The sequence below is a fragment of the Lysinibacillus composti genome (assembly GCF_016908465.1).
GTDB classification, from domain to species: Bacteria; Bacillota; Bacilli; order Bacillales_A; family Planococcaceae; genus Ureibacillus; species Ureibacillus composti_A.
The window spans coordinates 1-25,147 of record NZ_JAFBDY010000030.1 but is presented as its reverse complement, the minus strand read 5'-3'; the positions used below and the strand labels follow the sequence as shown (position 1 = coordinate 25,147).

Below are 25,147 nucleotides of genomic sequence, written 5' to 3'. Positions count from 1 at the left end.
TCTATTTATATGTCAAAATAATAAAACATCTTTGAAATAAAGCAATTTTCCTTTAACTAATATATAAAATATGACATAATTTTCAAAGATAAATGGTAATTCGACTACGTTTTACAACTTCTAGTTTTTAAAGGATATTTAGATATAAGAAAAGATGATCACAAGATTGTAATACGATTACTCGTTAAGGAGTTGCATACTGTCACAAACATGTAGTCAGCGCTTCTACTAAAGAATAACTCGTTATCGATAAATGCAATAAATAAAAACATTGGAACAACATTTTCAAAGCGTGTAAATTAAACGAACGCGTATAACATTAATACTTGGACGGAGTGATTTTTTTGGAAAGATTACAAAAGGTAATCGCGTATGCAGGTGTTGCATCGAGACGAAAAGCAGAAGAACTTATTTTAGAAGGTAAAGTAAAGGTCAATGGAAAAGTTGTTCGAGAACTAGGGACAAAGGTTTCAAGCTCAGATACTGTAGAAGTGAATGGAGTTAAGCTTGAAAAAGAAGACAAAGTGTATTTCTTACTTTATAAGCCTAGAGGTGTTATTTCAGCTGTTACAGACGATAAAGGTCGTAAAACAGTAACAGATCTGTTCAAGAAACATGTACAGGAGCGAATTTTCCCTGTAGGTCGCTTAGACTATGATACATCGGGTTTACTATTATTAACGAATGATGGAGAGTTTGCTAATTTAATAACACATCCTAAATACAAAATAGACAAAACTTATATTGCACGTGTTAAAGGTATTCCGACAATAGAAAATTTAAAGAAACTTCAGCGCGGAATTAAATTAGAGGATGGCAAAACTGCTCCAGCAAAAGTAAGTATGACAACATTTGATGAGAAAGCTAACAAAGCAATTGTCGAAATTACAATACATGAAGGGCGAAATCGCCAGGTTCGTCGTATGTTTGATGCGATCGGTACACCAGTCGTAAAATTAAAACGTGAACGTCTAGCATTTTTAGATTTAACAGGCCTAAGTACAGGAGAATATCGAGAACTTACAAAACATGAAGTAAAATTATTGCGTGTATTGGCTGAAACTGGCAAAATTGATTAACACTGTTATTAAATAGGTTTAAGAAATCAAATACTTTCGAATTTGTACAGTGTCTAGCTGCCAACGCCAGCTCCTCGACAACTTCGAAACCGCCTTCAAGGGCAAAAAGCGCCCTTTTGTCGGTTCCTCCAGTTGTTGTCAGAGCTAAACGGGCGTTCTCCGCTTTTCAAGTGTAAACGTTCACAAATCCTTCATAATCATAAAAGATGCAATCGTTAATTTTGCTATAATAAAGAAGATTCAAATAGTTTTTTTATGGGGAGGTTGCCGTTAAATGGAAAAGAAAAAGAAACGTACAATTCTGCGTTCCGTTATTCTAGTTGTTCTCGTGGCAGCAATCGTTTATACAGTATATAGTTCTGCAACGAAAGATAAAGTAGAAGTACTGAAAGAAGGCGCAGAGGCACCTAATTTTGAATTAGTTGATTTAAATGGTGAAACACATCGTCTATCAGATTACGAAGGTCAAGGCGTGTTTTTAAACTTTTGGGGAACTTGGTGCGAACCATGTAAAAAAGAAATGCCTGCTATGGATCGTCAATACGCAACATATAAGGATCAAGGTGTACATGTGTTAGCAGTTAATATCGCACAATCTGATTTTGAAGTACAGAACTTTGTTGATACTTATGGGTTATCATTTCCGGTAGTAATAGATAAAACTAAAAGTGTCATGACTGCTTATAACATTAACCCACTACCAACAACGATGTTAATTAGTCCTGAAGGCAAGGTGGAAAAAATTATTACTGGTGAAATGACTGAAAAACAAATTGCCTCTTTTATGGAGTCGATTAAGCCAGAATAGGAGTACGGGATGATGGAAAAAATCATTTGTGTCTGTAAACACGAAAATCCAGTAGGCACTAAGATTTGTGCAAACTGTGGGCGTCCTCTAACAGAAGAGGAACAAAATAGTAAAGTCTTAGATATGAAATATGATGGATCTGCCATTCGTTCTAAAACCTACAACAAATCAATTGTAGATAAAATTTGGAATTTCTTTTCTAGTGTAAAAGTAGGGGTTTCATTAATAATCATTACATTAGTAGCGGCATCCATCGGTACTATTTTCCCTCAAGAATTTTATGTTTCTGCCGGTACAGAACTTGAAAGAGAACTCTACTATGAGAAAACTTACGGTTCATTAGGAAAGCTTTATTATTCGCTAGGTTTAGCTGATATATATAGTTCGTGGTGGTTCCAAGTGTTAGTCGGTATGCTTGGGATTTCAATCATCGTGGCAAGTCTTGACAGAGGCTTACCTCTTTATAAATCTTTGAAAAATCAACGAGTGAAGCGACATGAGAGTTTCATGAAACGTCAACGTGTTATTGCAGAAGGTGCCATAACAGAAGGGGATTCAGCTCGTACGTTAGATTTAATCGAAGATAAAATGAAAAACTTAAAATATAAAGTGCGACGTGAAGGAAATGCACTTTTGGCAGAACGCGGACGATTTGCTCGTTCTGGTCCGTACATAAATCACGTTGGTTTAATTATTTTCTTACTTGGAGTTATGTTCCGTTTACTTCCTGGATTTTACGTTGATGAAGCCATGTGGATTCGTGAAGGGGAAACTCGTGCAGTTCCCGGAATGGATGGATACTTCCTTGAAAATGAAAAGTTCATTTTAGAAACATATGATAATGATCCAACAGAATCGCAAAAACAACAGGGTGTTAACGTTGTAGCGAAAAACTATCAAACTAATGTGAAATTATACAAACAGTCAGAAGATGCAGTAGCTGGTCAATCAGATAATTTAGAATTAGTTCAAGACTACTCAATTCGAGTAAATCATCCATTACAACAAGAAGGATACTCTTTCTATCAAATGGATTTCCGTTTAAATGAATTAAAGGAAATGCGTTTCAGTTTAACGAATAAAGAAACTGGTGAATCGTTAGGACCCGTTAATATTGATTTAACAAATCCACAAAAAGAGTATGTGATTGATGATCAAACAAAAGTTGCATTATTAGGTTATTACCCAGATTTCTCTGGATTTGAAAATGGTGAACCACAAACAAAAACACCAACTCCAAATAATCCAGCCTTTATTTTTAAAATGATTACACCTGAGAAACCAGATGGCGAAGTTAGCTTTGTAGCAATTCAACAAACAATCGAACCAAATGGAGATAACGCCTATAAAATGGCATTCCAAGGTGTTGAAACTAGAAATATGTCTGGTTTAACGGTTCACAAAGACCGGACGATTCCAATTTTAGCAATTGGAGGATTCATCTTCTTATTAGGTGTTGCGATTGGATCGTATTGGAGCCATCGACGTGTATGGGTTCAACAATTAGATGATGGTACAATCATGCTTGCAGCACATACAAATAAAAACTGGTTCACAATTAAGAAAGATATCGATGCTGTAACCGAGTACGCACATTTACCAAAATATGTTGATCAGTTAGATGTTGAGGAACAAAATGAAAAGGAAGGTGACAATACCTTATGAGTTTAATCGATATTAGTGGTTATCTTTTATTCATCGCATTTATCGCATATTTAGTTGCAACATTACTATTTGGTGGTGCGATTAAGAGCAAAAAACCAGATGGGGCTGTGCAACGTGCGGAAAAATGGGGTAAAGTTGCCATCACTGTAACCATCATTGGTCTATTATCACAATTGGGTTATTTTATTACTCGTTGGATCTACACTGGACATGCACCAGTAAGTAATATGTTTGAATTTACAACGGCATTCGGAATGTTTATTGTAGGTGCATTTATTTTAATTTATTTCATGTACCGAGTGGTGGTACTTGGTTTTGTTGCGTTACCGATTGCAATTTTAATTATCGCTTATGCAGCAATGTTCCCAAATGAGGTTAATCCTCTTGTTCCATCTTTACAAAGTTATTGGTTAACGGTTCACGTTATCACTGCTGCACTTGGTCAATCAATCTTAGCTATTAGTGCAGTTGCAGGCTTAATTTATTTACTGAAGGACATTAATTCGAAGCAAAAATCTAGAAATCGTTTTTGGTTAGAATTTATTCTTTACTTCGTAGTTCTTGTCGTTGGGTTTGTTGTGTCTTCCATAACATTTAAAGCAATGGATTATGAAGCACAATTTACTTATGTTGACAAAGAAGAGTTTGAATCAGAAATTGTTTATTATATGCCTGCCGTATTTGGTATGAATGAATACCAAGTATTAACGGATGATGTTATGGAACCACTAGTGGAAATGCCACCAATCATTAATGCAAAAAAATTAACAACTGTGTTTTGGTCATTTATATTCGGCACGGTCATTTATCTATTAATTCGATTAATTACTAGAAGAAGAATTATTGAGATGCTTCAACCGTTAGTACAAAAAGTTAATTTACCGTTACTAGATGAAATCGGCTACCGCTCTGTATTAATAGGTTTTCCAGTATTCAGTTTAGGTGCTTTAGTATTCGCAATGATTTGGGCACAAGAAGCATGGGGCCGTTTCTGGGGTTGGGACCCGAAAGAAGTATGGGCTCTAATTACTTGGTTATTCTATGCTGCATTCCTGCATCTACGCCTATCAAAAGGCTGGGAAGGTAGAAAAAGTGCATGGTTAGCCTTAGTCGGATTTGCCATTATTCTATTTAACCTAATCGTTGTAAACCTAGTAATCGCAGGTCTACACTCATATGCTTAGAAACGGATAAAATGTAAAAGTTCTTCTCATCACGGGAAGAACTTTTATAATATTTAAGCAATTTATCTGTCAAATAAGTAAAAAAGTGCTAGAAAATGACCTACCATAGGTGTAATGGATTAATTAACTTTTCATTTTTTGTATAAAATTGTACAATAATAGATGTAGAGAAAGAACGAGAGGGGTTTAATCGTGTCTGAAAATATTTCTGTATTAGTAGTAGATGATGAAGATCGCATTCGCCGTTTATTAAAAATGTACTTAGAACGCGAAGGCTATGATGTAGATGAGGCTGAAGATGGTGAAGTTGCATTAAAAAAAGCCCTCCAACAAGATTATCATTGCATATTATTAGATATTATGATGCCTGAAAAAGACGGACTGCAAGTAGTAGAGGAACTACGTGAAAAGAAAACAACACCAATTATTTTGTTAACAGCTAAAGGTGAAGAAGCGAACCGTGTACAAGGGTTTGAATTAGGTGCGGATGATTACATCGTAAAACCTTTTAGCCCTCGTGAAGTTGTACTACGGGTTAAAGCCATTTTACGCCGTTCTTCTGCATTCTCACCTGTTACAACTACTTCTACCTCAAAAGATTTGGTAGTGTTCCCACACTTAACAATCGACCACGATGCGCATCGTGTAACAGCTGATGGTACAGAAGTGAATTTAACACCAAAAGAATACGAATTGTTATATTTTTTAGCTAAAGCACCAGATAAGGTATTTGACCGTGAACAATTATTAAAAGAAGTTTGGCATTATGACTTCTTTGGAGACCTTCGAACAGTAGATACACATGTTAAACGTTTACGTGAAAAACTTAACCGTGTTTCTGAAAATGCTGCCAAAATGATTGTAACGGTTTGGGGCGTTGGATATAAATTCGAGGTTGTAAATGAATAGAATATGGAATAGTATTGTCGGGAAGCTATGGGGAACCATATTGCTTCTCGTTTCGTTTGTTTTATTTATCTTCACGGTTTTAATGCTTGAATTCTTAGACGATTATTATAAACAACAGTCTGAGGCATCGTTAATGAAGACGGCGGATACGATTGAAAGTATTGTACGGGAATATGGTTTAGCAGAAATGTCTAATAGCATGTTAATGGCCCTGCTCGATGACGATACAAATGCCTTACTTGTATCAAGTAATCATGAAGTCATTTCCTCGTATCAAACCGGTTTAAATCAAAGTGAAATTCAACGTACAATTATTGATAATAAACAATTTTCTAAAATTAATAACTCAAAGGAACCCTTGGTAAAAGAACTGATTTTACCTTCACAAGATTCGGAAGAAAAAATGGAATCATATCTTGTGTTAGGTACACCTCTAAATACGGGTGAATCTGAACAGGGTGCTCTATATATTTTCCAAAATCCAGACGTATTGCATTCTACGTCTGAGTATACAACTAAAATTGTTATTTTCTCGGCATTTATTGCTTTTGTATTAACTACTTTCTTCGCATTCTTCTTATCTTCTAGAATTACATCACCGCTACGAAAAATGCGAGAGCGTGCCTTTGAAATAGCAAAAGGTCGTTTTGAAGGGCAATTGCCAACTACTCAAAATGACGAAATAGGTCAATTATCTGTTGCCTTTAACCAAATGGGTAGACAATTAAAAAATCATTTAGAAGTCATTAACCAAGAAAAAGAGCAATTATCTAGTATTTTAACTTCTATGACTGATGCAGTTATTACATTTAATCGAGACCGTGAGATACTAGTAAGTAACCCACCGGCAGAGCGGTTACTACAGAAATGGTTCATTAGTAAAGGGCTTGAAAGTAAAAGTCCAATACCAAATGAAATCTATCATATGTTAGAACATGTTCTTGAATTTGAAGATAAACTCGTTGAAGATATCGAAATAGAAGGATCTTATTATACATTACAAATTAGCCCATTAAAAAGTAGCGGTCAATCCGTTCGAGGTGCCGTTGCGGTAATACGGGATATGACTGAACAAAAGAAATTGGACAAGTTGCGATCAGACTTTATTGCCAATGTGTCACACGAACTACGAACACCAATTGCTATGTTACAAGGATATTCAGAGGCAATTTTAGATGATGTTGTGACAACGGAAGAAGATCGCAAAGAAATGATAAAAATCATTTATGATGAGTCACAGCGAATGGGTCGCCTTGTTAAAGATTTACTAGACTTAGCTCGAATGGAATCGGGGCATATGCGGTTATATAAGGATACCGTTCCAGTTGTCAACGTAATCGAGCGAATTACACAAAAATTTGCACAGGTTGCAAAAGAAAAACATGTTCGTTTACAGTTTACTTCAGAAATTTCTAATGACGTGCTAATTAATATCGATGAAGATCGAATCGAACAAGTATTAACGAATTTAATTGATAATGCAATCAGACATACACCTGATAGTGGAAAAGTTACCGTGTCACTGGAACATGAACTATCTTACGCAAAAATTAAAGTTGCTGATACAGGGGAAGGGATTCCAAAAGAAGACCTACCATTTGTATTTGAGCGATTCTATAAGGCAGACAAAGCACGAACTCGGTCTAAAGGTGGCACTGGCTTAGGGTTGGGAATTGCGAAAAATATTGTTGAAGCCCATAAAGGGAATATTCGAGTAGATAGCACCGTTAATGAAGGGACAACCTTTACGTTCTATTTACCGCTTGATTAAAAATAAAGCAGGGAATTTCATTTATTGATTCAATTCAATAGATAAAATACCCTGCTTTTGTTATATAATGGGAGATGATTTTAAAAGAGAGTAAAAATTATCGAGAGTTGAACAGTTTCTAGCTGCGAACGCCAGCTCCTCGCGCAACTAGAAAACCCTTCGAGGGCAAAAATTGTGTAGTTTCCATGAAACACACAATTTTCTGCGCCGAAAGTGAAACGACAGGCGCAAAACCCTCTTGTGGTTTCCTCCGACGCACAGGATGTGCTAGTGCCGACAATGCCACAGGACGTGGCGTTTTTGTCGGCCAATTGTTGGGGCTCACACGATGTGAGTCATGACGGCAATGCGACAGGACGTCGCGTTTTTGCCGTCGCGGAGCTAAACGGGCGTTCTCCGCTTTTATATTGTAACTTTAAGCTTTTTGAAACGACTAAATAAGTGAGAACGGGGGTGGGGTTGGATGAAAGATACAGAATCCATTTTCCATCGTTTATATGATCAATATCATCAAGATGTCTTTCAGTTTTTAATTTACTTAGTGAAGAACCGTACAGTTGCGGAGGATTTATCCCATGAGGTGTATGTTAGAGTACTAAAGTCATATGAACGTTTTCAAGGGAGAAGCTCCGAAAAAACTTGGCTATTTGCCATCGCAAAAAATGTAGCCATTGATTATTTCCGAAAAAATTCGGTTCGATCATCACGCAATTTTGACGCTTTTGATTGGGAAACAGAACAACTTGTTTCACCAACGAAATCGCCAGAATTAATATTGGAGTTAAACGACGACCTGAGGCAATTGCTTACCGCACTGGAAAAATGTACAGGTGATCAAAAAATGGTCGTCATTATGAGATATATTCAAGAGTTATCGATTGCAGAAACGGCGGAAATACTAAACTGGACAGAAGCAAAAGTAAAAACAACGCAGCATCGTGCTATTAAAAATTTACGAGAAATTTTAACACAAAACGAAAAGGAGGCAAGTCATTATGAGTCACGAAAAATGGGACGACAACAAAATTGAGCAATTATTATCAAACTCTCCAAAAATTCAAGATCAACGCTCAAAAGATGACGTATTTCAGAGACTAAAAAATGACGGTTTGTTCGATGAAATGCCTTCAGAAAAGACGAAAAAAAGAATCCAACCAAAATTTAAATGGATGCCTATTGCTGTTTCAATCGCTGCGATCTTATTGCTTACCATCTTAATACCGTCATTCATGAATCAAACCCATAAAAATGAAGAAGCTTCTACCACAATGGAATCTGCTGAAAGTCAAGATGTTATGAATCAGGCTGATCAAGCAAATATTCTGAGAGCGGAACCAAATGAAGAAATGGGTATTACTTCTATGGCAGAAGATGATTTGAAATCAGCTGTTTATCCTGAAGATTTGGAAGGAAATACGGCTTTTACAATTGGCTTAGCTAGTGATGATGCAGATAGTATCCCTATTACGATCCTACTTCCAAATAATAAAGTAGAAGAGGATTTAGGAAAAAGTAACCCAACGCAAGTAGAGTTGTATAATTATTATGCACCAAAGTTAGATGAAGCTGCTGCAGGTTTTGCAGATTATCACCCATATAAAGGAAACATAACGGAGTCAGATGGGAAGGTTCAGCATACTTTGCCTAAGGATCATCAATACGATATGGCGTCAGCTACATTAACAACATATAAGGCTTCTTTAATCGATACATTTCCAACATATGAGGAAGTGGAGTTCTTAAATGAAGATGGCACACCGGTTATATTCAGTGAAGAAGGGGTACCAAGTGAACCGCTTAAATTAAATGGAGAATCAACGCAATATAATTTTTATCGTTATACACAGATTGATGGAAAGGAATATTTAGCTCCTAATTTCAGAGAAACATTTACTTCAGTTGAAGATGCTCTAGTGGGAATGAAAACAGAAACGAACGATGTATATAAATCTGTTATTCTTCCTGAAATTGATTACTCTACGATGGTAACAGATGGTGTTGTGACTGTGTCATTCACAGCCGAACTTGATTTATTAAGCTTTGACCAAATGGACGCCATGCAAATGATTGAAGGAATGTTATTAACGGCAAAGAGTTTTAATATGCAAATCCAATTTGAAAATGTTAAACAAACTGAATGGGAAGGATTTGATTTTACAAATCCATTACCAATTCCAGTAGGTGCGAACGAATTATCCAATCCTGTTTTCCAATAAAATCTCAATTAGTGGGGAGCGTTTTCCCCACTTTTTTTGCGGCAAGCATTAGAGGTTACTCGTTGCGCTTCGTTACAATTATGTTTTAACGAATTACTTCCGTATCGTAGATCGCTGCTCAGAATAATTTTACATTTTGCGTTATACTACAACCCTCGAATTACCGGATAGGTTTATGAAGTCAAAGTGCAATAAATTTTATTGAATAAAGGCTAGTAATTAAATAGGAATTATTGAATAAATACTCTTTACAACAATCCCAATTAATTCTATAATGAAATAGAATTAAAAATTAAATATTGATTCATCTTCGGGGCAGGGTGAAATTCCCGACCGGCGGTATTTGAGGTAACAATTTCTGACCATTCACTTGGAGGATTTTGATGACTACTTCTTAAGCCCGCGAGCCACTTTTGTGAGCAGGATTTGGTGCGATTCCAAAGCCGACAGTAAAGTCTGGATGGGAGAAGGTGAAGGTACGGTCGCGTTTCGTTTATGAAAATGAAAAGATCGGTTGCAAGAAGTATTGGTATTTAAGAGAATGCTATTACTCTTATTTAGCATAGCTTATTTTACTTGCAAACGATTGATAGACCTTTATTTAAGTGTGCCTATTCTCCCTTATGCTCTATTTGCATAGGGGATTTTTCATTTTAATTAAACGATAACGGATAAAGACTGTCCTTTCTTCTTGCGAGATGAAATCAGCAAAGAGGAGAGATTACTTATGCAAAAATCTAATTTAAAACTGCGATCATTTATAACGATTGCCATGTTAAGTAGTATTTCTTTTATATTAATGCTATTAAATTTCCCTTTACCAGGATTTCCTGCTTTTCTAATGATCGATTTTAGTGATGTTCCAGCACTTATTGCAACATTAACGATGGGTCCAGTTGCAGGTATTTTAGTAGAATTATTTAAAAATATTTTGGAATGGCTATTTGCAGGTGCACCAACTGGAATTCCGGTAGGTCAAATGGCAAACTTTGCAACAGGTGTTTTATTTATCTTACCTGTATATTATGTATTTAAGAAATTACCTAATTTAAAAGGTTTAATATATGGAATTATTGTTGGTACATTCACTATGTCGATTGGAATGAGTATTTTAAATTTTGCTGTTTTCTTACCTATGTACACTTATTTACTTGGTTGGGGTACATTTGATATGAAGGAGACAATTGTACTTGGGATTTTACCATTTAATATTGTAAAAGGAATCCTGTTATTAGTTGTAGGAATTATTTTATTCCGTACTATGAAAACATGGATTGAGAATCAAAGAGCACAATATCTATTTCAAAAATAAGAAATTAAGAATTAATTATTAAAGTGGTCGTTCCAATAATTTGGAACGACCTTTATTTTTGATAGTACTAAAAAATCGCGCTTTTTATTGTTATATTTCATCAAACATATCTAATTCTGGGCATAAGTTCAGATGTCGGGGTTAAAAGACATTCTAGTTGTCTTTTATATAACTCCTTCCATTTCCTCCCTACAACCCCCATAATTAACTTTGAATATGCATTTTTTAAGTCTTGTCATTTAGGATAGAAAATTTAAAGGTGGTTATGAAATGACTAATAATCTAACTACACGAGGTTTTGCTGAACAACTTGATCAACAAGATGAGTTAAGAAAATATAAAGAAGAGTTTTATACAAGAAGTGACGTCCTTTATATGGATGGAAATTCATTAGGATTATTATCAAAACGCGCGGAAAAGTCGTTGTTAACATTATTAGAATCCTGGAAAGAATTTGGAATTGATGGTTGGGTTAGGGGGGAGCACCCGTGGTTTTATTTTTCTGAAAAACTCGGAGAATTGTGTGCTCCTTTAGTTGGGGCAAAACCAGAAGAAGTGATTTTAACTGGGTCAACAACGAGTAATCTTCATCAATTATTAGCAACGTTTTACAAACCCGCCAAGGGTAGAACGAAAATATTAGCAGATGAGTTAAATTTCCCTTCAGATCTTTATGCCATCAAAAGTCAAATTTCATTGCGTGGGTTAGACCCATCAGAACATTTAATTCTAGTAAAAAGTTTAGATGGTCATACCTTGATAGAAGATAATCTTATTGAGATGATGCGGGATGATGTGGCGGTTATTGTACTTCCATCGATTCTATATCGTAGTGGTCAAATGTTGGATTTAGAAAAGCTTACAAAGGCAGCCCATGAACGAGGGATCATCATTGGATTCGATTTGTGTCATTCTATAGGCGCTATACCACACTCGTTGCACGACTTAGGGGTGGATTTTGCATTTTGGTGCAACTACAAGCATTTAAATGGCGGTCCGGGAACAGTTGCGGGTCTTTATGTTCATGAAAAACATTTTGGAAAAACACCTGGACTATTGGGGTGGTTTGGATCTGATAAAACTAAACAATTTGATTTATCCATTGAAATGACGTCATCTTCAACAGTTGGAGCATATCAACTGGGTACACCGCATGTATTAAGCTTAGCTCCATTATATGGCTCGCTTGAATTATTTAATGAAGTTGGAATTCAGAAAGTCCGAGAAAAGTCTTTAAAGTTAACAAATTATATGATGTCCTTAATAGATGATGAATTAGGACAATATGGATTTTCATATGGTAACCCTAAAGATGAGTCTCGTGGAGGTCATATTTATTTAGTTCATGAAGAGGCGGCTCGCATTTGTAAAGCGTTGAAACATGAAGGAGTCATTCCGGATTTTCGTGCGCCAAATGGAATACGTTTGGCACCTGTAGCCTTGTATTCTTCATTTTTAGATGTGTGGGAAACGGTTCAGCGATTGAAAACGATTATGCATGAAGGGAAATATAAAAAGTTTGAAAATGAGCGAGATGTCATAGCGTAAAAACAATAAGGGGGATCCTTCTTGGATAAAAACTCTATTTCTAATTTGAATGAGAAATTAAAGGGTGAAAAAGGGATTCATACTGATTTTAAACAGGATATGACATATAGTGAATATCTACTGCTTGATCAAGTTTTATCGAGTCAAAAATTATTATCCAATCATCATGACGAAATGTTATTTGTGATTATTCATCAGGTAAGTGAGCTTTGGATGAAATTAATTTTACATGAAATGCGTAGTGCGATTGCGGCGATTCAGCAAAATAAAATGCAGCCAGCTTTTAAAATGTTGTCGCGTGTTTCAAAGATTCAATCCCAAATTATTCAGGGGTGGGATGTGCTTGCAACGATGACACCTTCCGAATATCTGGAGTTTCGTGATAAACTAGGAAAGGCTTCTGGTTTCCAATCTTATCAATACCGATTAATTGAATTTGCGTTAGGGTATAAGACGAAGCATATTTTAAAAATCTATGAAAAAGATGTGGCGCTGTCGAAGCTATTACATGAAGCGCATAAAGCCCCAAGTATTTATGATGTTTCTATTCAAGCGTTAGCGCGGCAGGGACTACCGGTGAACAAAGACTTATTAAATCGTGATTTCTCAGTTACCTATGCTGGAGATGAAACGGTTGCAGCGGCTTGGAAAGAGGTATATTTAAATGTAAACAAGTATTGGGATCTTTATCAGTTAGGGGAGAAACTTGTAGACATCGAGGATTGGTTGCAGCAGTGGCGCTTCCGACATATGAAAACCGTTGAGCGAATTATTGGGTTTAAAGTCGGTACTGGTGGATCTTCTGGTGTTAGTTATTTAAAGAAAGTGCTAGATCATCGTTTCTTCCCTGAACTTTGGGATCTTAGGACTAATCTATAAAAAGGAAATGAGTAAATGAATTCGAATAATGGACAATGGTCAAGTAAACTTGGCTTTATTTTGGCCTCAGCAGGTGCGGCGATCGGCTTAGGAGCTATTTGGAAAATGCCGTACGTGACGGGGCAAAGTGGTGGGGGAGCATTCTTCCTGATCTTTGTAATTTTTACACTATTAATTGGGCTTCCGATGCTGCTTTCGGAGTATATTATTGGTCGCAGTGCACAAAAAGAAGCCATAACTGCATATAAAATATTAGCTCCTAATAAGCCTATATGGTCTTGGATAGGTAAGCTTGGGGTAATCGGTTGTTTCTTGTTATTATCGTTTTATAGTGTGGTTGGTGGTTGGATTTTCGTCTACAGTGGCGTTTCGGTTGTGGGTGGTATCATTGACCCTGCCGTAAATTCAGGAGACTTTTTTAACCAAGTGATTGGTACACCGTGGATTACGTTAATTGGTCTTGCGTTATTCACTATTGCTAATGTTGTTGTCATTGCATTAGGTGTTCAAAATGGGATTGAAAAAGCCAATAAATTAATGATGCCGCTATTATTTATTTTATTTATTATTTTGGTGATTCGAGCATTAACGTTGGATGGGGCGATGGAAGGGCTTAAGTTCTTCTTATGGCCAGATTTCTCGAAGACAACTGGTGAATCATTACTATATGCATTAGGGCAATCCTTCTTCGCTTTAGCAGTAGGATTCTCATGTTTAGTGACATATAGCTCGTATTTAAAGAAAGATGTAAGTTTACCTCAATCTGCAGGTTCTGTTGTGATCCTTACTGTGTTTGTGTCATTACTTGCAGGATTAGCGATTTTCCCTGTTGTGTTTACGTTTGGCATGGAGCCTGCTGAAGGACCTGGTTTACTCTTTATGGTACTACCAGCTGCCTTTGGGCAAATGCCGTTTGGTGAAGTGTTCTTAGCTATGTTTTTAATTCTTTTCTTATTTGCTACACTCACATCATCGTTTAGTATGTATGAAATCATCGTTGCTGCACTAATCGAGAAATTGAAATTGTCGCGAACTAAACTAACGATCATCTTAGGTGTAGTCGTATTTATTGCATCCATTCCATCTGCTTTAACGTATAGCGTATTTAGCGATGTCTCGCTATATGGAAGAAATATTTTTGACGCAACGGACTTTTTTGTTTCTAACATGATTTTACCTTTAGGGAATTTACTCATCGCTATTTTCCTTATTCATGTAATGGATAAAAATCTAGTGAAAAATGAATTGCAACTAGGGAGTTCGGTGGGTGAAAGGTACTACAAAGTATATAGAACATTAATGACATTTGTTGTACCGGTGGTTATTGTAATTGTCCTTGTTTATTCGTTAAGTAATTACTAATAGGTGGTGTGACATGAGCAATCCATGGATTGATATCACTCAACCGTTTCGAAACACGATTGCAACATGGCCAGGAGATACTCCTTTCAAATTTGAGTTGGCCTATACAAAGAATGAAACGGGTTCTGTCAATATTGGACGATTTACAACGAGTACGCATACGGGAACTCACGCGGATGCACCTCTTCATTTTAACGACGGTGCTGCTTCGATTGATCAGCTTAATCCAGATATCTATATTGGGAAAGCGATTGTTATTGATTACTGTCGGGAAAAAGTTATAAGTCGAAAGGAATTACAGGATGTTAACTTTTATGGGGTAAAGCGGGTACTAATGAAGCTTCATGATGATGTGGATATTGAGAAATTTCCACATCAAGTGCCGCTGTTACTGCCAGATATTGCATCTTTTCTTGCGGAAAAAGGAGTTATCTTATTGGGTGTTGATTGCCCATCGGTAGATGCACTAAATAGTAAATCGTTAGACACACACCATGCGCTACATTTTCATGGGATTCATATCGTTGAAAATTTATTACTACAGGATGTCGCGCCTGGTTTATATGATTTTATTGGGTTACCACTAAGAATTGAAGGAGCGGACGGTGCTCCAGTACGTGCTGTAATCCGAAAAGTAGATGCTTAGTGACAATTAAATAAAAGACCCTATGTCACTGTTTTGCCACAAAATTCATGTCATGATGGATTTTGTGGCTTTTAATTTTATTAAAAATAAGTAGTCTTTGAGTATATCAAAGGGGCTGTGTTACGAAACGTTACGCGTATTTAAAAGGGTTCCTCCGTGAGTTGGGTGTTTATCCAGTTCCCTCCATATTAAAACTAGATAAAAAGTATCTAAAATTGATATGTTATATTTCCTAACATGTAGTTGCTATTATAAATAACATAACATACAATAGTTATATGAAAGGGGAGGAGAAATTAATGAGTCGAGAACTTCGAAGGGCAATGCCGTTACTCCCTATTAGCATGGTCATGCAATTAACGGAGTTAACAGCAAGACAAATTCGTTATTACGAAGAACATAAGCTAATTGAACCTGCTCGATCAGAAAGCAATCGGAGAATGTTCTCTCTAGATGATGTAGATGCATTATTAGAGATCCGAGAGCTTCTCGAACAAGGCATTAATATGGCTGGCATTAAAAAAGTGTTCGACCTTCGAAAGGTGAACAAAATCAAGAGTTTGAACAACATGGCAATGTCTGATTCGGAACTTCGTTCTATTTTGCGAGAGGAGATGCAACAAGCACAAATCATGCAGAAAACATCTATCAGACAAGGGGATTTATCTCGTTTTTATCAAAGAAAAAGCGAGTAGATTATAAGATTAAAAATCTAAATATTAACCAAATAATAGGAGAGTGGAATTTATGGGGAAATACACAAAAGAGGATATTAAAACAATTGTAAAAAATGAAAATGTGAAGTTTATTCGTTTACAATTCACTGACATTTTAGGGACAATCAAAAACGTAGAAATTCCTGTAAGCCAATTAGAAAAAGCTTTAGATGACAAAATGATGTTTGACGGATCTTCAATTGAAGGGTTTGTACGTATTGAAGAATCTGATATGTACCTAAAACCTGATTTAGATACTTTTGTTATCTTCCCGTGGACAGCAGAAAAAGGTAAAGTGGCACGACTAATTTGCGATATTGCAAATCCAGACGGTACACCATTTGCTGGTGACCCACGTTCAAACTTAAAAAGAATTCTTTCTAGTATGGAAGAGTTAGGTTTTACAAGCTTTAATTTAGGACCTGAACCAGAGTTCTTCTTATTCAAATTAGATGAAAAAGGTGAACCAACGTTAGAATTAAACGATGATGGCGGATATTTCGACTTAGCACCAACTGACTTAGGTGAAAACTGCCGTCGTGATATCGTATTAGAACTTGAAGAAATGGGCTTTGAAATTGAAGCTTCTCACCACGAGGTTGCTCCAGGACAACACGAAATTGACTTCAAATATGCCAATGCATTAGAGGCTTGCGATAACATTCAAACGTTCAAGCTAGTTGTAAAAACAATCGCACGCAAACACGGTTTACATGCAACGTTTATGCCAAAACCATTATTCGGAGTAAATGGTTCTGGAATGCACGCAAACCTTTCACTATTCAGTGGTGATAAAAATGCATTCTATGATGAGGGTGCAGATCTACAACTTTCGGATACTGCTCGTCAATTCATGGCAGGGGTTATGAAACATGCGAAGGCCTTTACGGCAGTAACGAACCCACTAGTAAACTCTTATAAACGTTTAGTGCCTGGTTATGAAGCGCCTTGTTACATTGCGTGGTCTGCACGTAACCGTTCACCTTTAATTCGTATCCCAGCTTCTCGTGGTCTTTCAACTCGTATTGAAGTTCGTTCAGTAGACCCAGCAGCAAATCCATACTTAGCAATGGCTGTTTTATTAGAAGCTGGTTTAGATGGAATTCGCAACGAGTTAACACCACCGGCGCCTGTAGATCGTAACATCTACATTATGAATAGTGCGGAATTAAAAGAAAATGGAATTGATAGTTTACCAGGTTCATTGCTTGATGCTCTTGGAGAATTAGCTAAAGATGAAGTAATTAAAGGTGCATTAGGGGAGCACATTTACTCCAACTTTAAAGAAGCGAAAGAAATCGAGTTCGACATGTTCCGTACACATGTTTCACCTTGGGAACGCGAACAATACATGAAAATGTACTAATCTAGTAATAGGTTAAAAGTCAAAGAGACAAAGTCAGAATAAGTGACTCTGTCTCTTTTAATTTTGTTGGTATTATGATTACTACAAGTACATCAAGACCAAATTGTACGTCACTTAGCTAAAGTACAGCAATAATAAAGAAAACCACCTAACTAACCTTGAACTGCACCCCAATTCTTAGACACATCTAACAATTGGAGGTGCAGTTTTAATATTTGCTGAAGAAAATGCGTTGTTCGAAAAAATGGAGTGTTAGTAATGGTTAATTACATGTGTAAAATGACTTAGTTTTGAACATAATCATGAGGAGTATATCAGTTCATATACTAGTAGTGGACAAGATAAAGTGGGTCGTTAGAATAGGAGGGAAATCAGGTGAGGAAAAGGGTCATTTCACTTTCTTTACTAACCGTAATCCTTAGTGTGATGATTTGGACTTTTTATATAAATTGGCCGAAAAATAATGATCAACAAACAGAAACTATTTTAACTTCAACTGAATTCTTGAAAATGAATAAAACAGGGGAAGAAACTACTGATTATGTAGAAGAAAAGGAACAACCCATGCAAGATGAAAATGAAAACACAAATTCATCAAATAATCATGAACATTGGGATGAACAAGCTGAAGGCAAGGAAAGCGAACATAAAGAAGTAATTGTTTATGATGAACATGCTGGACATAATCATGAAATGAATGAATCTGAAGTAGTAAAAGTAAATAGCGCGGCAAAAGACTTCCAATTAAAAACATTGGACGGCAAAACTGTTCGGCTTTCAGATTTAAAAGGGAAAAAGGTATTACTAAACTTTTGGGCGACTTGGTGTCCACCTTGTAGAGAAGAAATGCCTGAGCTTCAAAAGTATTATGAGGAATTAGCTGAAAAAAATAATGTAGTGTTTTTAGGGGTTAATATTACAGACCAAGAGTTCGGTATCAAGTCGGTTCGTGAATTTGTTGATTATTATGGCCTCACATTTCCAATACTACTTGATGAAACAGGGGATGTATCAATCGATTATGAGATCTTATCCATTCCGACAACCTTTATCATTAATGAACAAGGGTTGATTGTTAAGCAAATTAATGGCCCTGTTAATCTGGAAATGCTACATCAATTGCTTGGAGAATAGAAGACTTAATCATGGAGGAATTATTGTGCAAGTTTTTTCAACACCATATGTACTGGGAACAAAAAGTAAACAAGCTGGACGTATTTTCGGCGAACAACAATTTGATGTCATGAATATTCAATTGCAAACAGGTGAAGAAATTCCTTCACATAAAGCAGATGAGGACGTCTTAATTATTGTCAAAAGTGGGAAAGTAGCTTTTACTGTGGAAGGTCAAGAAACAGAGCTAACGAGTGAGACGTTGCTACATATGAGTCCATCAGAAATTCACAGTCTTCGGGCAGTGGAAGATGCGGATGTAATCGTGGTGAAAATTAAACAACCAATGTAAAAAAGAGAGCCTCGGCTCTCTTTTTTTATCCCATGATATGGTAACCAGAGTCTACGAAAATTGTTTCTCCTGTTACGCCACTAGATAATTTACTTAACATAACTAGTGTCATATCTGCTACTTCTTCTTGAGTTACATTACGTTTAAGTGGTGAAGATTCTTCGATTTTGTGTAACATTGTGTTAAAGCTTGGAACACCTTTTGCAGCAAGTGTACGAATCGCACCAGCAGAAATTGCATTTACACGAATGCCTTCAGCACCTAAATCAGCAGCTAAGTAGCGTACTGAAGCTTCAAGTGCAGCTTTTGCAACACCCATTACATTGTAACCATCTAAGACGCGGTCCCCACCTAGGTAACTCATTGTAACAATTGAACCACCTTCAGTCATGAACGGACGTGCAGCGTTAGCAACTGCTACTAGTGAATAGGCACTTGTATCTTGAGCAAAGGCATATCCATCGCGACTTGTTTCAACAAAACGATTTTTTAAGTCTTCCGCATTAGCAAAGGCAACAGAATGGACAATACCGTGAATGACACCATATTGTTCTCCGATTTGTTGGAAAGCACTTGTAATGCTTTCATCACTATTTACGTCACATTGAATAACAGCTGTATTATACTCTATGTAATCAGCTAATACTTTATCTAGTTTACTTTTTGAGCGGTCTTTTCGATAAGTGAAAATCACGTTTGCTCCAGCTTCAAGAAGTCTTTTTGCGATTCCCCACGCGATACTACGCTCATTTGCAACGCCCATCACAACGATATTTTTATCTTTAATTTGTAATAAATCCATATAATATTCCCCTTTACATGAAAATTAAAATTATATCAGTTATTAGTACCAACTACTAATATTGAGTTTAACAGTTCATAACAAAAAAATCAACAGATTCCAGGATCCCTTGACATAGTATATTGCATTACAATATACTGAGGGTAGCTAATTTGTTTTACAAGATACCACTCTGGTTGACTAACTTGTAATGCAAGATAGAGAGGTGAATATGTGTCTTTACGTAGTCAATTACTAAAAGGAATATTAGATGGTTGTGTATTAGCCATTATCGAAAAGCAAGAAGTATATGGGTATGAACTATCAAAAAAATTACAGCAAGAGGGTCTTAGAGATGTAAGTGAAGGAACCATTTATCCAGTGTTATTGAGATTACAGAAAAATAAATGGATTGTTGGAAAGATGCGTCCTTCTGAAACGGGTCCCAACCGAAAATATTATTCGCTGACCGATGAAGGGGTAAAAGCACTTAATGAAATTAGAAATGAATGGGAATTGCTTTCAAAACCCATCTCACAAATATTAAGGAGGGAATGAAATGTCGCTAACTGTAAAAGATTTTGTTCGACAAAATAATGAAAAGCGTAAACTGCTTACTCCAGATAACGAAATCTATTATGAAAACATGTTAGTTTATATTCGAACAAATGCATTTCGAGATGAAAAAGCAACAGAAGAAGTGTTGCTGGAAATGTTAGATCATTTACTAGATGCTCAAGTGGAAGGTAAAACTGCCGAAGAGGTCTTTGGTAAATCCCCGAAAGAATTGGCTGAAGAAATTATCACTTCTTTACCAAAGGAGTCGTTTAAAAGTTTAGCTGAATTTATGATTGAAACGGTGTTAAATTTATTTGGATGGTTTTTGGTGGTTTGGGGAATCTTGCCTTTAATTAATAAAGAAGAACAAACAATCCATTTGGGCTCACTTTCGCTATCTGCACTTTTGCTAGTAGCAAGTTTAGTAGTTCTTTTATATTTAATATTTGCAGTAATTCGGAATCGCGCTTTTAGTGATCAAAGAAAGAAAAAAAGAATGACTTGGGGTCTTGGATTTTTAGTTTGGATTTTATTTGTCGCAGGATTTTCATTAAATTTTTTATTAGATCCAATTGGGCCTTCTATTGAAATTTCCTTTTATACTGCATTTGGGCTTGGATGTTTCTTTTTACTTGCTACTTATGTATTGAAAAAATCAAGGGAATCTAGGTAAACACTTAAAAGACGTTGTATTCACTTAGTAGTGCAAATAAATGACATGATGAAAGAGGCAGGAAGATCTGCATTTCTAATTAGATTAAATGAAACAATTATCGATCTCTATTATAAATAATCAAACTTTTTCGGAAACTTATTTAAAGAACCATCAAATAAAGGACCACACATTGAACGATGAAATGTGTGGTCCTTTATTTATTAGCTGGTGTACCTATCTAACTCAGTACGAGTCGATAGGCTAATTTTTTCTATTCGAATTTTAATGCGTCGCCTTCGAATGATTCATCTGCAACTTTAATTGAATCAGTAGGGCAACCTTCGAATGCATCTTGCATATCTTCTAGTAAATCCTCTGGAACTTCCGTAGTACCCATGTTATCATCTAAAATAACGAAGGCAATCCCTTCATCATCGTAATCATAAATGTCTGGAGCTGCTGCACCGCAAGCGCCACAAGCGATACATGTATCTTTATCTACTATTGTAAACTTTGCCATTTCTTTCTCTCCTTTTTCCGTGCTTCTAAGAAAGACACGATTCGACCCCCTACAAAAGGTCAAGTAACTGATCTTTCTTCCGCGGATATATTATAGCTTTATAAAAATCCGCCATTTAAGCTTCTTTACTATTCTAAATCGGTTTTCAAGACTTTTCAACATAAATACTACGAAAATGGAGGATAAGGAAATGATTTTTCAATCCGTTCTACTACAAATCTTTCAAAAATTAAATAATGAACGAACGATTTCTTCAGCCTATCATTTGCTCCGTGGAAAGCGTTCAGGACAAACTATTCAGGATGTTGGCATCTTTCATTTACATAATTATTTTGGTATTTTGCCAAAGTTATTACGAAAGAAATATGACGAAGATGTGAACAAAATTCTAGAGGCTGGATACATAGAAATGAATGAGGAGGGTTATTTTCAATTAACTAATCTTGGACACGAAATAGAAAAGCAATCAATTCCTCTTCCGTTTGATGGTTGGCATTATCGGGGAAATGAACATTTATTTTTTGCTCGACTATCACTCGTTGTTCAAAGTTTATCACATAATAGGTCAGGGGTAAGCAAATTCATCCCGTTACAAAAAGATGAAGAAATTCAACGATGGGTGAAGCGATTTTTAATGGCACATCACTATCAAAATGGTCTACTTCAAGAAAAATTAGCCAGGGAAATTATTAATAGCTTAGAGACAGTAGATGTTGAAGAACGATTAAAAGCAATCGTCATTAATCGTTTGGGTGGATATATGACGCCGGGATTTACTTGGCAACAAATTAGTTACCATGAACAGCTTGAGGAAATAGATGTGCAACTTCTCTATATTGCGACATTACAACAATGGATTCAAAAGATTTATTCTCTATATGCGCATTATCCGTTATTAGGAGAAATTGCAGAAAATGTACGAATCGATATTCCGTTAACAGGCTCTGCTTTACAAACGGCTCAACTATTCAAACAGGGACTTTCAATTGAAGAGATTAGTAGAGTGAGACAACTTAAATCAAGTACAATTGAAGACCATCTTGTTGAACTAGCAATGAACGATCCGATTTTTCCAATCCATCAATTTATAAGTGATGAAGATAAAAAACTTGTATTAACTGCTGTGGATGATTATGATACACGAAAACTAAAGGTATTACATGAGGTTGTGCCGCATCTTTCGTATTTCCAGTTACGATTAGTTTTAGCAAAGGGGAATGACAACTAATGCAACTTGAAACTTTATTGAATAAACATTTCGGTTATTCTACTTTCCGACCTGGTCAAAAAGAAGTGATTGAAAAAATAGTTGAAGGTCAAGACGTAATTGCCCTTCTACCAACAGGAATGGGAAAGTCTCTTTGTTATCAATTACCAGGGTATATTTTCAATGATCCAGTCCTTGTAATTTCCCCTTTACTATCATTAATGCAAGATCAAGTGGATCAAATGAAACAATTTGGCGAAAAACGGGTAGTAGCACTGAACTCATTTTTATCGAATGAACAGAAAAGATATGCTATTCATTTTTTGGAACAGTATCGCTTTATTTTTATTTCACCTGAAATGTTGCTTCAACATAGTGTGAAACAAAAATTAGCACAAATTAAATTATCTCTAATAGTTGTTGATGAAGCGCATTGTATTTCCCAATGGGGATTTGACTTCCGACCAGATTACTTACGTATTGGAGAAGTTTTTATTCAAGCAACACGACCACCTATTTTGGCGTTGTCTGCAACAGCTACACAAAAAGTGCTTTTCGATATAAAACAATATCTACAAATGAAAGAGCCCTTTGAGTATGTCCATTCAGTTGATCGACCGAATCTTCATTACAGGAGGGTAAAGTTTCATGATCGAGAAGACAAAATCAACTGGATCCTTCAGCATGTAAAAGATACAGAGGGACCAGGAATAATCTATGTACAATCGAGAACAAAGGCCGAGAACTTAAGTAGAAGACTCTATGAACAAGGAATTCAGGCTGCAACGTATCATGCGGGAAAGGACACGGAAGACCGCCAGTTTATCCAGCAACAATTCATTGATGGTTCACTTGAATGGATTGTCGCTACAAACGCTTTCGGAATGGGAGTTCATAAGCAAGATGTTCGCCAAATTATCCACGAAACTCTACCAGCTAATGTTGAAAACTATATGCAAGAAGTTGGACGAGCAGGACGTGATGGAAAAGATGCAGTTGCAATATTGTTGTATGCAGAAGGGGACGAACAATTGGCAGAATTCATTGCAACAACAGATTTGCCTTCCGAGCATCATGTGGAGAACTATCAAGCTTACTTACAACGTCAAGAACTTCCTATTCAAATGTATCGAAATGGAGAAATCTCTGAAACTGCTTTCCGTGTGCTAGATTATTGGATGAATCATGTTTCCGTACATCAAGTAAAAGACGTACTGCGAAATATGAGAAATGATAAGTTTGTTGCAGTAAGAAAGATGATGGAACTGGTTAGGACAGATCATTGTATGCGCGAGCTTCTAGTAAACTATTTTGGTCAAACACTAGAGAACCGTCCACCCAATTGTTGCGAAAATTGTGGAATTGACATGAAAGCTTTGGTAAAGTCTCGTCAAGAACAAAAGGAAACAAAGAATCTTTTTGAGGAATCTTGGCAGGACAGAATTTATCAATTATTAATAGGAAAATAAACCATTTCTCCGCTTTTATAGTTTGAAAGCTTTTCTTTATTTGAATATTTCGACAAAATCTATGAAATTAGGATATTACCATCATTTACTTTTTAGTAAAAATTCGGCATAATATGATAAAGATAGAGTTGGAGGTGGTACCTATGGGTAAAGATTATCGCGAAAAATTTGAAGAGCATCGTCAATCTATTGAAGTAGATAAACCAAACTCTAGAATGACACGTTCAAAGCGTCATTCTGTATCAACGACTAAAAAACGAAAATTTCCGCTAATGACAATCTTAACGGTAATTCTTATCTTTATTCCTCTACTGTTTTTGATTTATGTATGGGGTTTTTATACACCCCAAGAAACAGAAGTGGCAAAAGATTCTGAGAGCGGTTCTGTAGTACAACTGGAAAAAAATAATACCGTGTCGGCAAGTAACAATGACAAAGAAGATCCAGTCGTTGTAGGTGACGAAGATGAATCGAAATCTGATGAGCAATCCGATGCAGCCAAGTATCAAGCGGCCAAAGAAAAAAAGGCAGCTGAAGAAGCAGCAAAAATAGTTTCACAAAAAGAGAATGCTAAAGCAGAGGCTGAAAAAGCAAGAGAACTTGAGAAGCAAAAACAAGCTGAAAAAGAAAAACAACTAGAAGAAGAGCAAAAGGAACAAAAGGTACATACGGTTGGAGCGAATGAAAATTTATTCCGTATCGCATTAAAATATTATAATGGCGATCCAAATGGTGTTCAAAAAATAAAAGATGCCAACAATTTAAGCTCAGATAGTATCTCGGTAGGGCAACAATTAATCATTCCTTAATTCTTGTCAGTTGTTAAGACGCTCAAGCAGTGTATGGCTACGCATGCGGAGTTTCTGAAGTAAAGAGTAGTCGTGTAGGCAACGCTACACAAAGTAGCGTTTTTGCCGACGTGGGTGAAAACGAGGTCTCCGCTTTTCTTGTCTAGCTGCGGTGGCTACACCCTCGAGGTCGCTTCGACAATACCGGCGAAGGCAAAAAGCGCCTTCACCAGTATTGCCTCC

24 protein-coding genes and 1 riboswitch are annotated in these 25,147 nt (G+C 36.3%); of the genes, 22 read left to right on the top strand and 2 right to left on the bottom strand.

The annotated features are described in order from the left end of the window. Positions 1-344 precede the first annotated feature (344 nt). The 17 genes from JOD29_RS18410 (at position 345) to JOD29_RS18330 (ending at position 18,926) form a co-directional block, all read left to right on the top strand. Positions 345-1,079 (top strand): pseudouridine synthase, encoded by a 735-nt coding sequence (locus JOD29_RS18410; RefSeq protein WP_124765129.1) that lies wholly within the window; start codon positions 345-347, stop codon positions 1,077-1,079. Positions 1,080-1,353: 274 nt separating this feature from the next. After that, positions 1,354-1,887 carry a thiol-disulfide oxidoreductase ResA gene (gene resA / locus JOD29_RS18405; RefSeq protein ID WP_124765127.1) on the top strand — a complete coding sequence of 178 codons (534 nt, stop codon included), beginning with the start codon at positions 1,354-1,356 and terminating at the stop codon, positions 1,885-1,887. Positions 1,888-1,899: 12 nt separating this feature from the next. Continuing rightward, the gene (gene resB, locus JOD29_RS18400; RefSeq protein WP_124765125.1) at positions 1,900-3,552 is read left to right on the top strand and encodes a cytochrome c biogenesis protein ResB; all 1,653 of its coding nucleotides are present in this window, start codon (positions 1,900-1,902) and stop codon (positions 3,550-3,552) included. After that, on the top strand, positions 3,549-4,736 hold the full coding sequence (ccsB, locus tag JOD29_RS18395; RefSeq protein ID WP_124765123.1) for a c-type cytochrome biogenesis protein CcsB: 1,188 nt from the start codon (positions 3,549-3,551) through the stop codon (positions 4,734-4,736). The genes resB and ccsB overlap by 4 nt, the downstream gene beginning before the upstream one ends. Before the next feature lie 192 nt (positions 4,737-4,928). After that, positions 4,929-5,645 carry a response regulator transcription factor gene (locus JOD29_RS18390; RefSeq protein WP_124765121.1) on the top strand — a complete coding sequence of 239 codons (717 nt, stop codon included), beginning with the start codon at positions 4,929-4,931 and terminating at the stop codon, positions 5,643-5,645. Beyond that, positions 5,638-7,416 carry an ATP-binding protein gene (locus JOD29_RS18385; protein WP_124765119.1) on the top strand — a complete coding sequence of 593 codons (1,779 nt, stop codon included), beginning with the start codon at positions 5,638-5,640 and terminating at the stop codon, positions 7,414-7,416. Before JOD29_RS18390 ends, JOD29_RS18385 begins: the two co-directional genes overlap by 8 nt. Before the next feature lie 463 nt (positions 7,417-7,879). Then, the gene (locus tag JOD29_RS18380; RefSeq protein ID WP_124765117.1) at positions 7,880-8,446 is read left to right on the top strand and encodes an RNA polymerase sigma factor SigX; all 567 of its coding nucleotides are present in this window, start codon (positions 7,880-7,882) and stop codon (positions 8,444-8,446) included. Beyond that, entirely contained in the window at positions 8,412-9,632 is a 1,221-nt protein-coding gene (locus JOD29_RS18375) for a hypothetical protein (RefSeq protein ID WP_158610567.1), read from the top strand. The genes JOD29_RS18380 and JOD29_RS18375 overlap by 35 nt, the downstream gene beginning before the upstream one ends. 302 nt (positions 9,633-9,934) lie before the next feature. Continuing rightward, positions 9,935-10,108: riboswitch (FMN riboswitch) on the top strand. A 251-nt stretch (positions 10,109-10,359) separates the two neighbouring features. After that, the gene (locus JOD29_RS18370) at positions 10,360-10,944 is read left to right on the top strand and encodes an ECF transporter S component (RefSeq protein ID WP_124765115.1); all 585 of its coding nucleotides are present in this window, start codon (positions 10,360-10,362) and stop codon (positions 10,942-10,944) included. Between the two features lie 270 nt (positions 10,945-11,214). Beyond that, complete coding sequence (gene kynU / locus JOD29_RS18365; protein WP_124765113.1) at positions 11,215-12,492, top strand: kynureninase; 1,278 nt, start codon at positions 11,215-11,217, stop codon at positions 12,490-12,492. 45 nt (positions 12,493-12,537) lie between these two features. After that, positions 12,538-13,371: a tryptophan 2,3-dioxygenase gene (gene kynA, locus JOD29_RS18360; protein WP_420844565.1), complete on the top strand. Its 834-nt coding sequence runs from the start codon at positions 12,538-12,540 to the stop codon at positions 13,369-13,371. Between the two features lie 15 nt (positions 13,372-13,386). Beyond that, positions 13,387-14,733, top strand: coding sequence for a sodium-dependent transporter (locus tag JOD29_RS18355; protein WP_124765109.1), 1,347 nt, complete (start codon positions 13,387-13,389; stop codon positions 14,731-14,733). 13 nt (positions 14,734-14,746) lie between these two features. Then, complete coding sequence (gene kynB / locus JOD29_RS18350; protein WP_124765107.1) at positions 14,747-15,379, top strand: arylformamidase; 633 nt, start codon at positions 14,747-14,749, stop codon at positions 15,377-15,379. Between the two features lie 299 nt (positions 15,380-15,678). After that, entirely contained in the window at positions 15,679-16,074 is a 396-nt protein-coding gene (locus JOD29_RS18345; protein ID WP_124765105.1) for a MerR family transcriptional regulator, read from the top strand. A 52-nt stretch (positions 16,075-16,126) separates the two neighbouring features. Beyond that, complete coding sequence (glnA, locus tag JOD29_RS18340) at positions 16,127-17,461, top strand: type I glutamate--ammonia ligase (protein ID WP_124765103.1); 1,335 nt, start codon at positions 16,127-16,129, stop codon at positions 17,459-17,461. 375 nt (positions 17,462-17,836) lie between these two features. Next, a complete protein-coding gene (locus tag JOD29_RS20765; protein WP_124765101.1) occupies positions 17,837-18,595 on the top strand; it encodes a peroxiredoxin family protein in 759 nt (252 codons plus the stop codon). A gap of 25 nt (positions 18,596-18,620) precedes the next feature. Continuing rightward, the gene (locus JOD29_RS18330; protein ID WP_158610566.1) at positions 18,621-18,926 is read left to right on the top strand and encodes a cupin domain-containing protein; all 306 of its coding nucleotides are present in this window, start codon (positions 18,621-18,623) and stop codon (positions 18,924-18,926) included. 25 nt (positions 18,927-18,951) lie between these two features. Here JOD29_RS18330 and fabI read toward each other — a convergent pair whose 3' ends face one another. Beyond that, positions 18,952-19,728, bottom strand: a complete 777-nt coding sequence (gene fabI, locus JOD29_RS18325) for an enoyl-ACP reductase FabI (RefSeq protein WP_124765098.1) — start codon at positions 19,726-19,728, stop codon at positions 18,952-18,954. A gap of 213 nt (positions 19,729-19,941) precedes the next feature. Between fabI and JOD29_RS18320 the strand changes: the two genes are divergently transcribed. Together JOD29_RS18320 and JOD29_RS18315 are read left to right on the top strand one after the other, a co-directional pair. Next, on the top strand, positions 19,942-20,265 hold the full coding sequence (locus tag JOD29_RS18320) for a PadR family transcriptional regulator (RefSeq protein WP_124765096.1): 324 nt from the start codon (positions 19,942-19,944) through the stop codon (positions 20,263-20,265). Between the two features lies 1 nt (position 20,266). Continuing rightward, the gene (locus JOD29_RS18315) at positions 20,267-20,938 is read left to right on the top strand and encodes a DUF1129 family protein (protein WP_124765094.1); all 672 of its coding nucleotides are present in this window, start codon (positions 20,267-20,269) and stop codon (positions 20,936-20,938) included. Between the two features lie 253 nt (positions 20,939-21,191). On the opposite strand, the gene JOD29_RS18310 is transcribed toward JOD29_RS18315, so the two are convergent. Then, positions 21,192-21,440, bottom strand: coding sequence for a ferredoxin (locus JOD29_RS18310; RefSeq protein WP_124765092.1), 249 nt, complete (start codon positions 21,438-21,440; stop codon positions 21,192-21,194). 190 nt (positions 21,441-21,630) lie between these two features. On the opposite strand from JOD29_RS18310, the gene JOD29_RS18305 reads away from it, so the two are divergent. The 3 genes from JOD29_RS18305 (at position 21,631) to JOD29_RS18295 (ending at position 24,925) form a co-directional block, all read left to right on the top strand. Continuing rightward, the gene (locus JOD29_RS18305) at positions 21,631-22,668 is read left to right on the top strand and encodes a YpbB family protein (RefSeq protein WP_124765090.1); all 1,038 of its coding nucleotides are present in this window, start codon (positions 21,631-21,633) and stop codon (positions 22,666-22,668) included. Next, the gene (locus JOD29_RS18300) at positions 22,668-24,116 is read left to right on the top strand and encodes a RecQ family ATP-dependent DNA helicase (RefSeq protein ID WP_124765088.1); all 1,449 of its coding nucleotides are present in this window, start codon (positions 22,668-22,670) and stop codon (positions 24,114-24,116) included. The genes JOD29_RS18305 and JOD29_RS18300 overlap by 1 nt, the downstream gene beginning before the upstream one ends. Before the next feature lie 143 nt (positions 24,117-24,259). After that, positions 24,260-24,925 (top strand): LysM peptidoglycan-binding domain-containing protein, encoded by a 666-nt coding sequence (locus JOD29_RS18295; RefSeq protein ID WP_124765086.1) that lies wholly within the window; start codon positions 24,260-24,262, stop codon positions 24,923-24,925. Positions 24,926-25,147 lie beyond the last annotated feature (222 nt).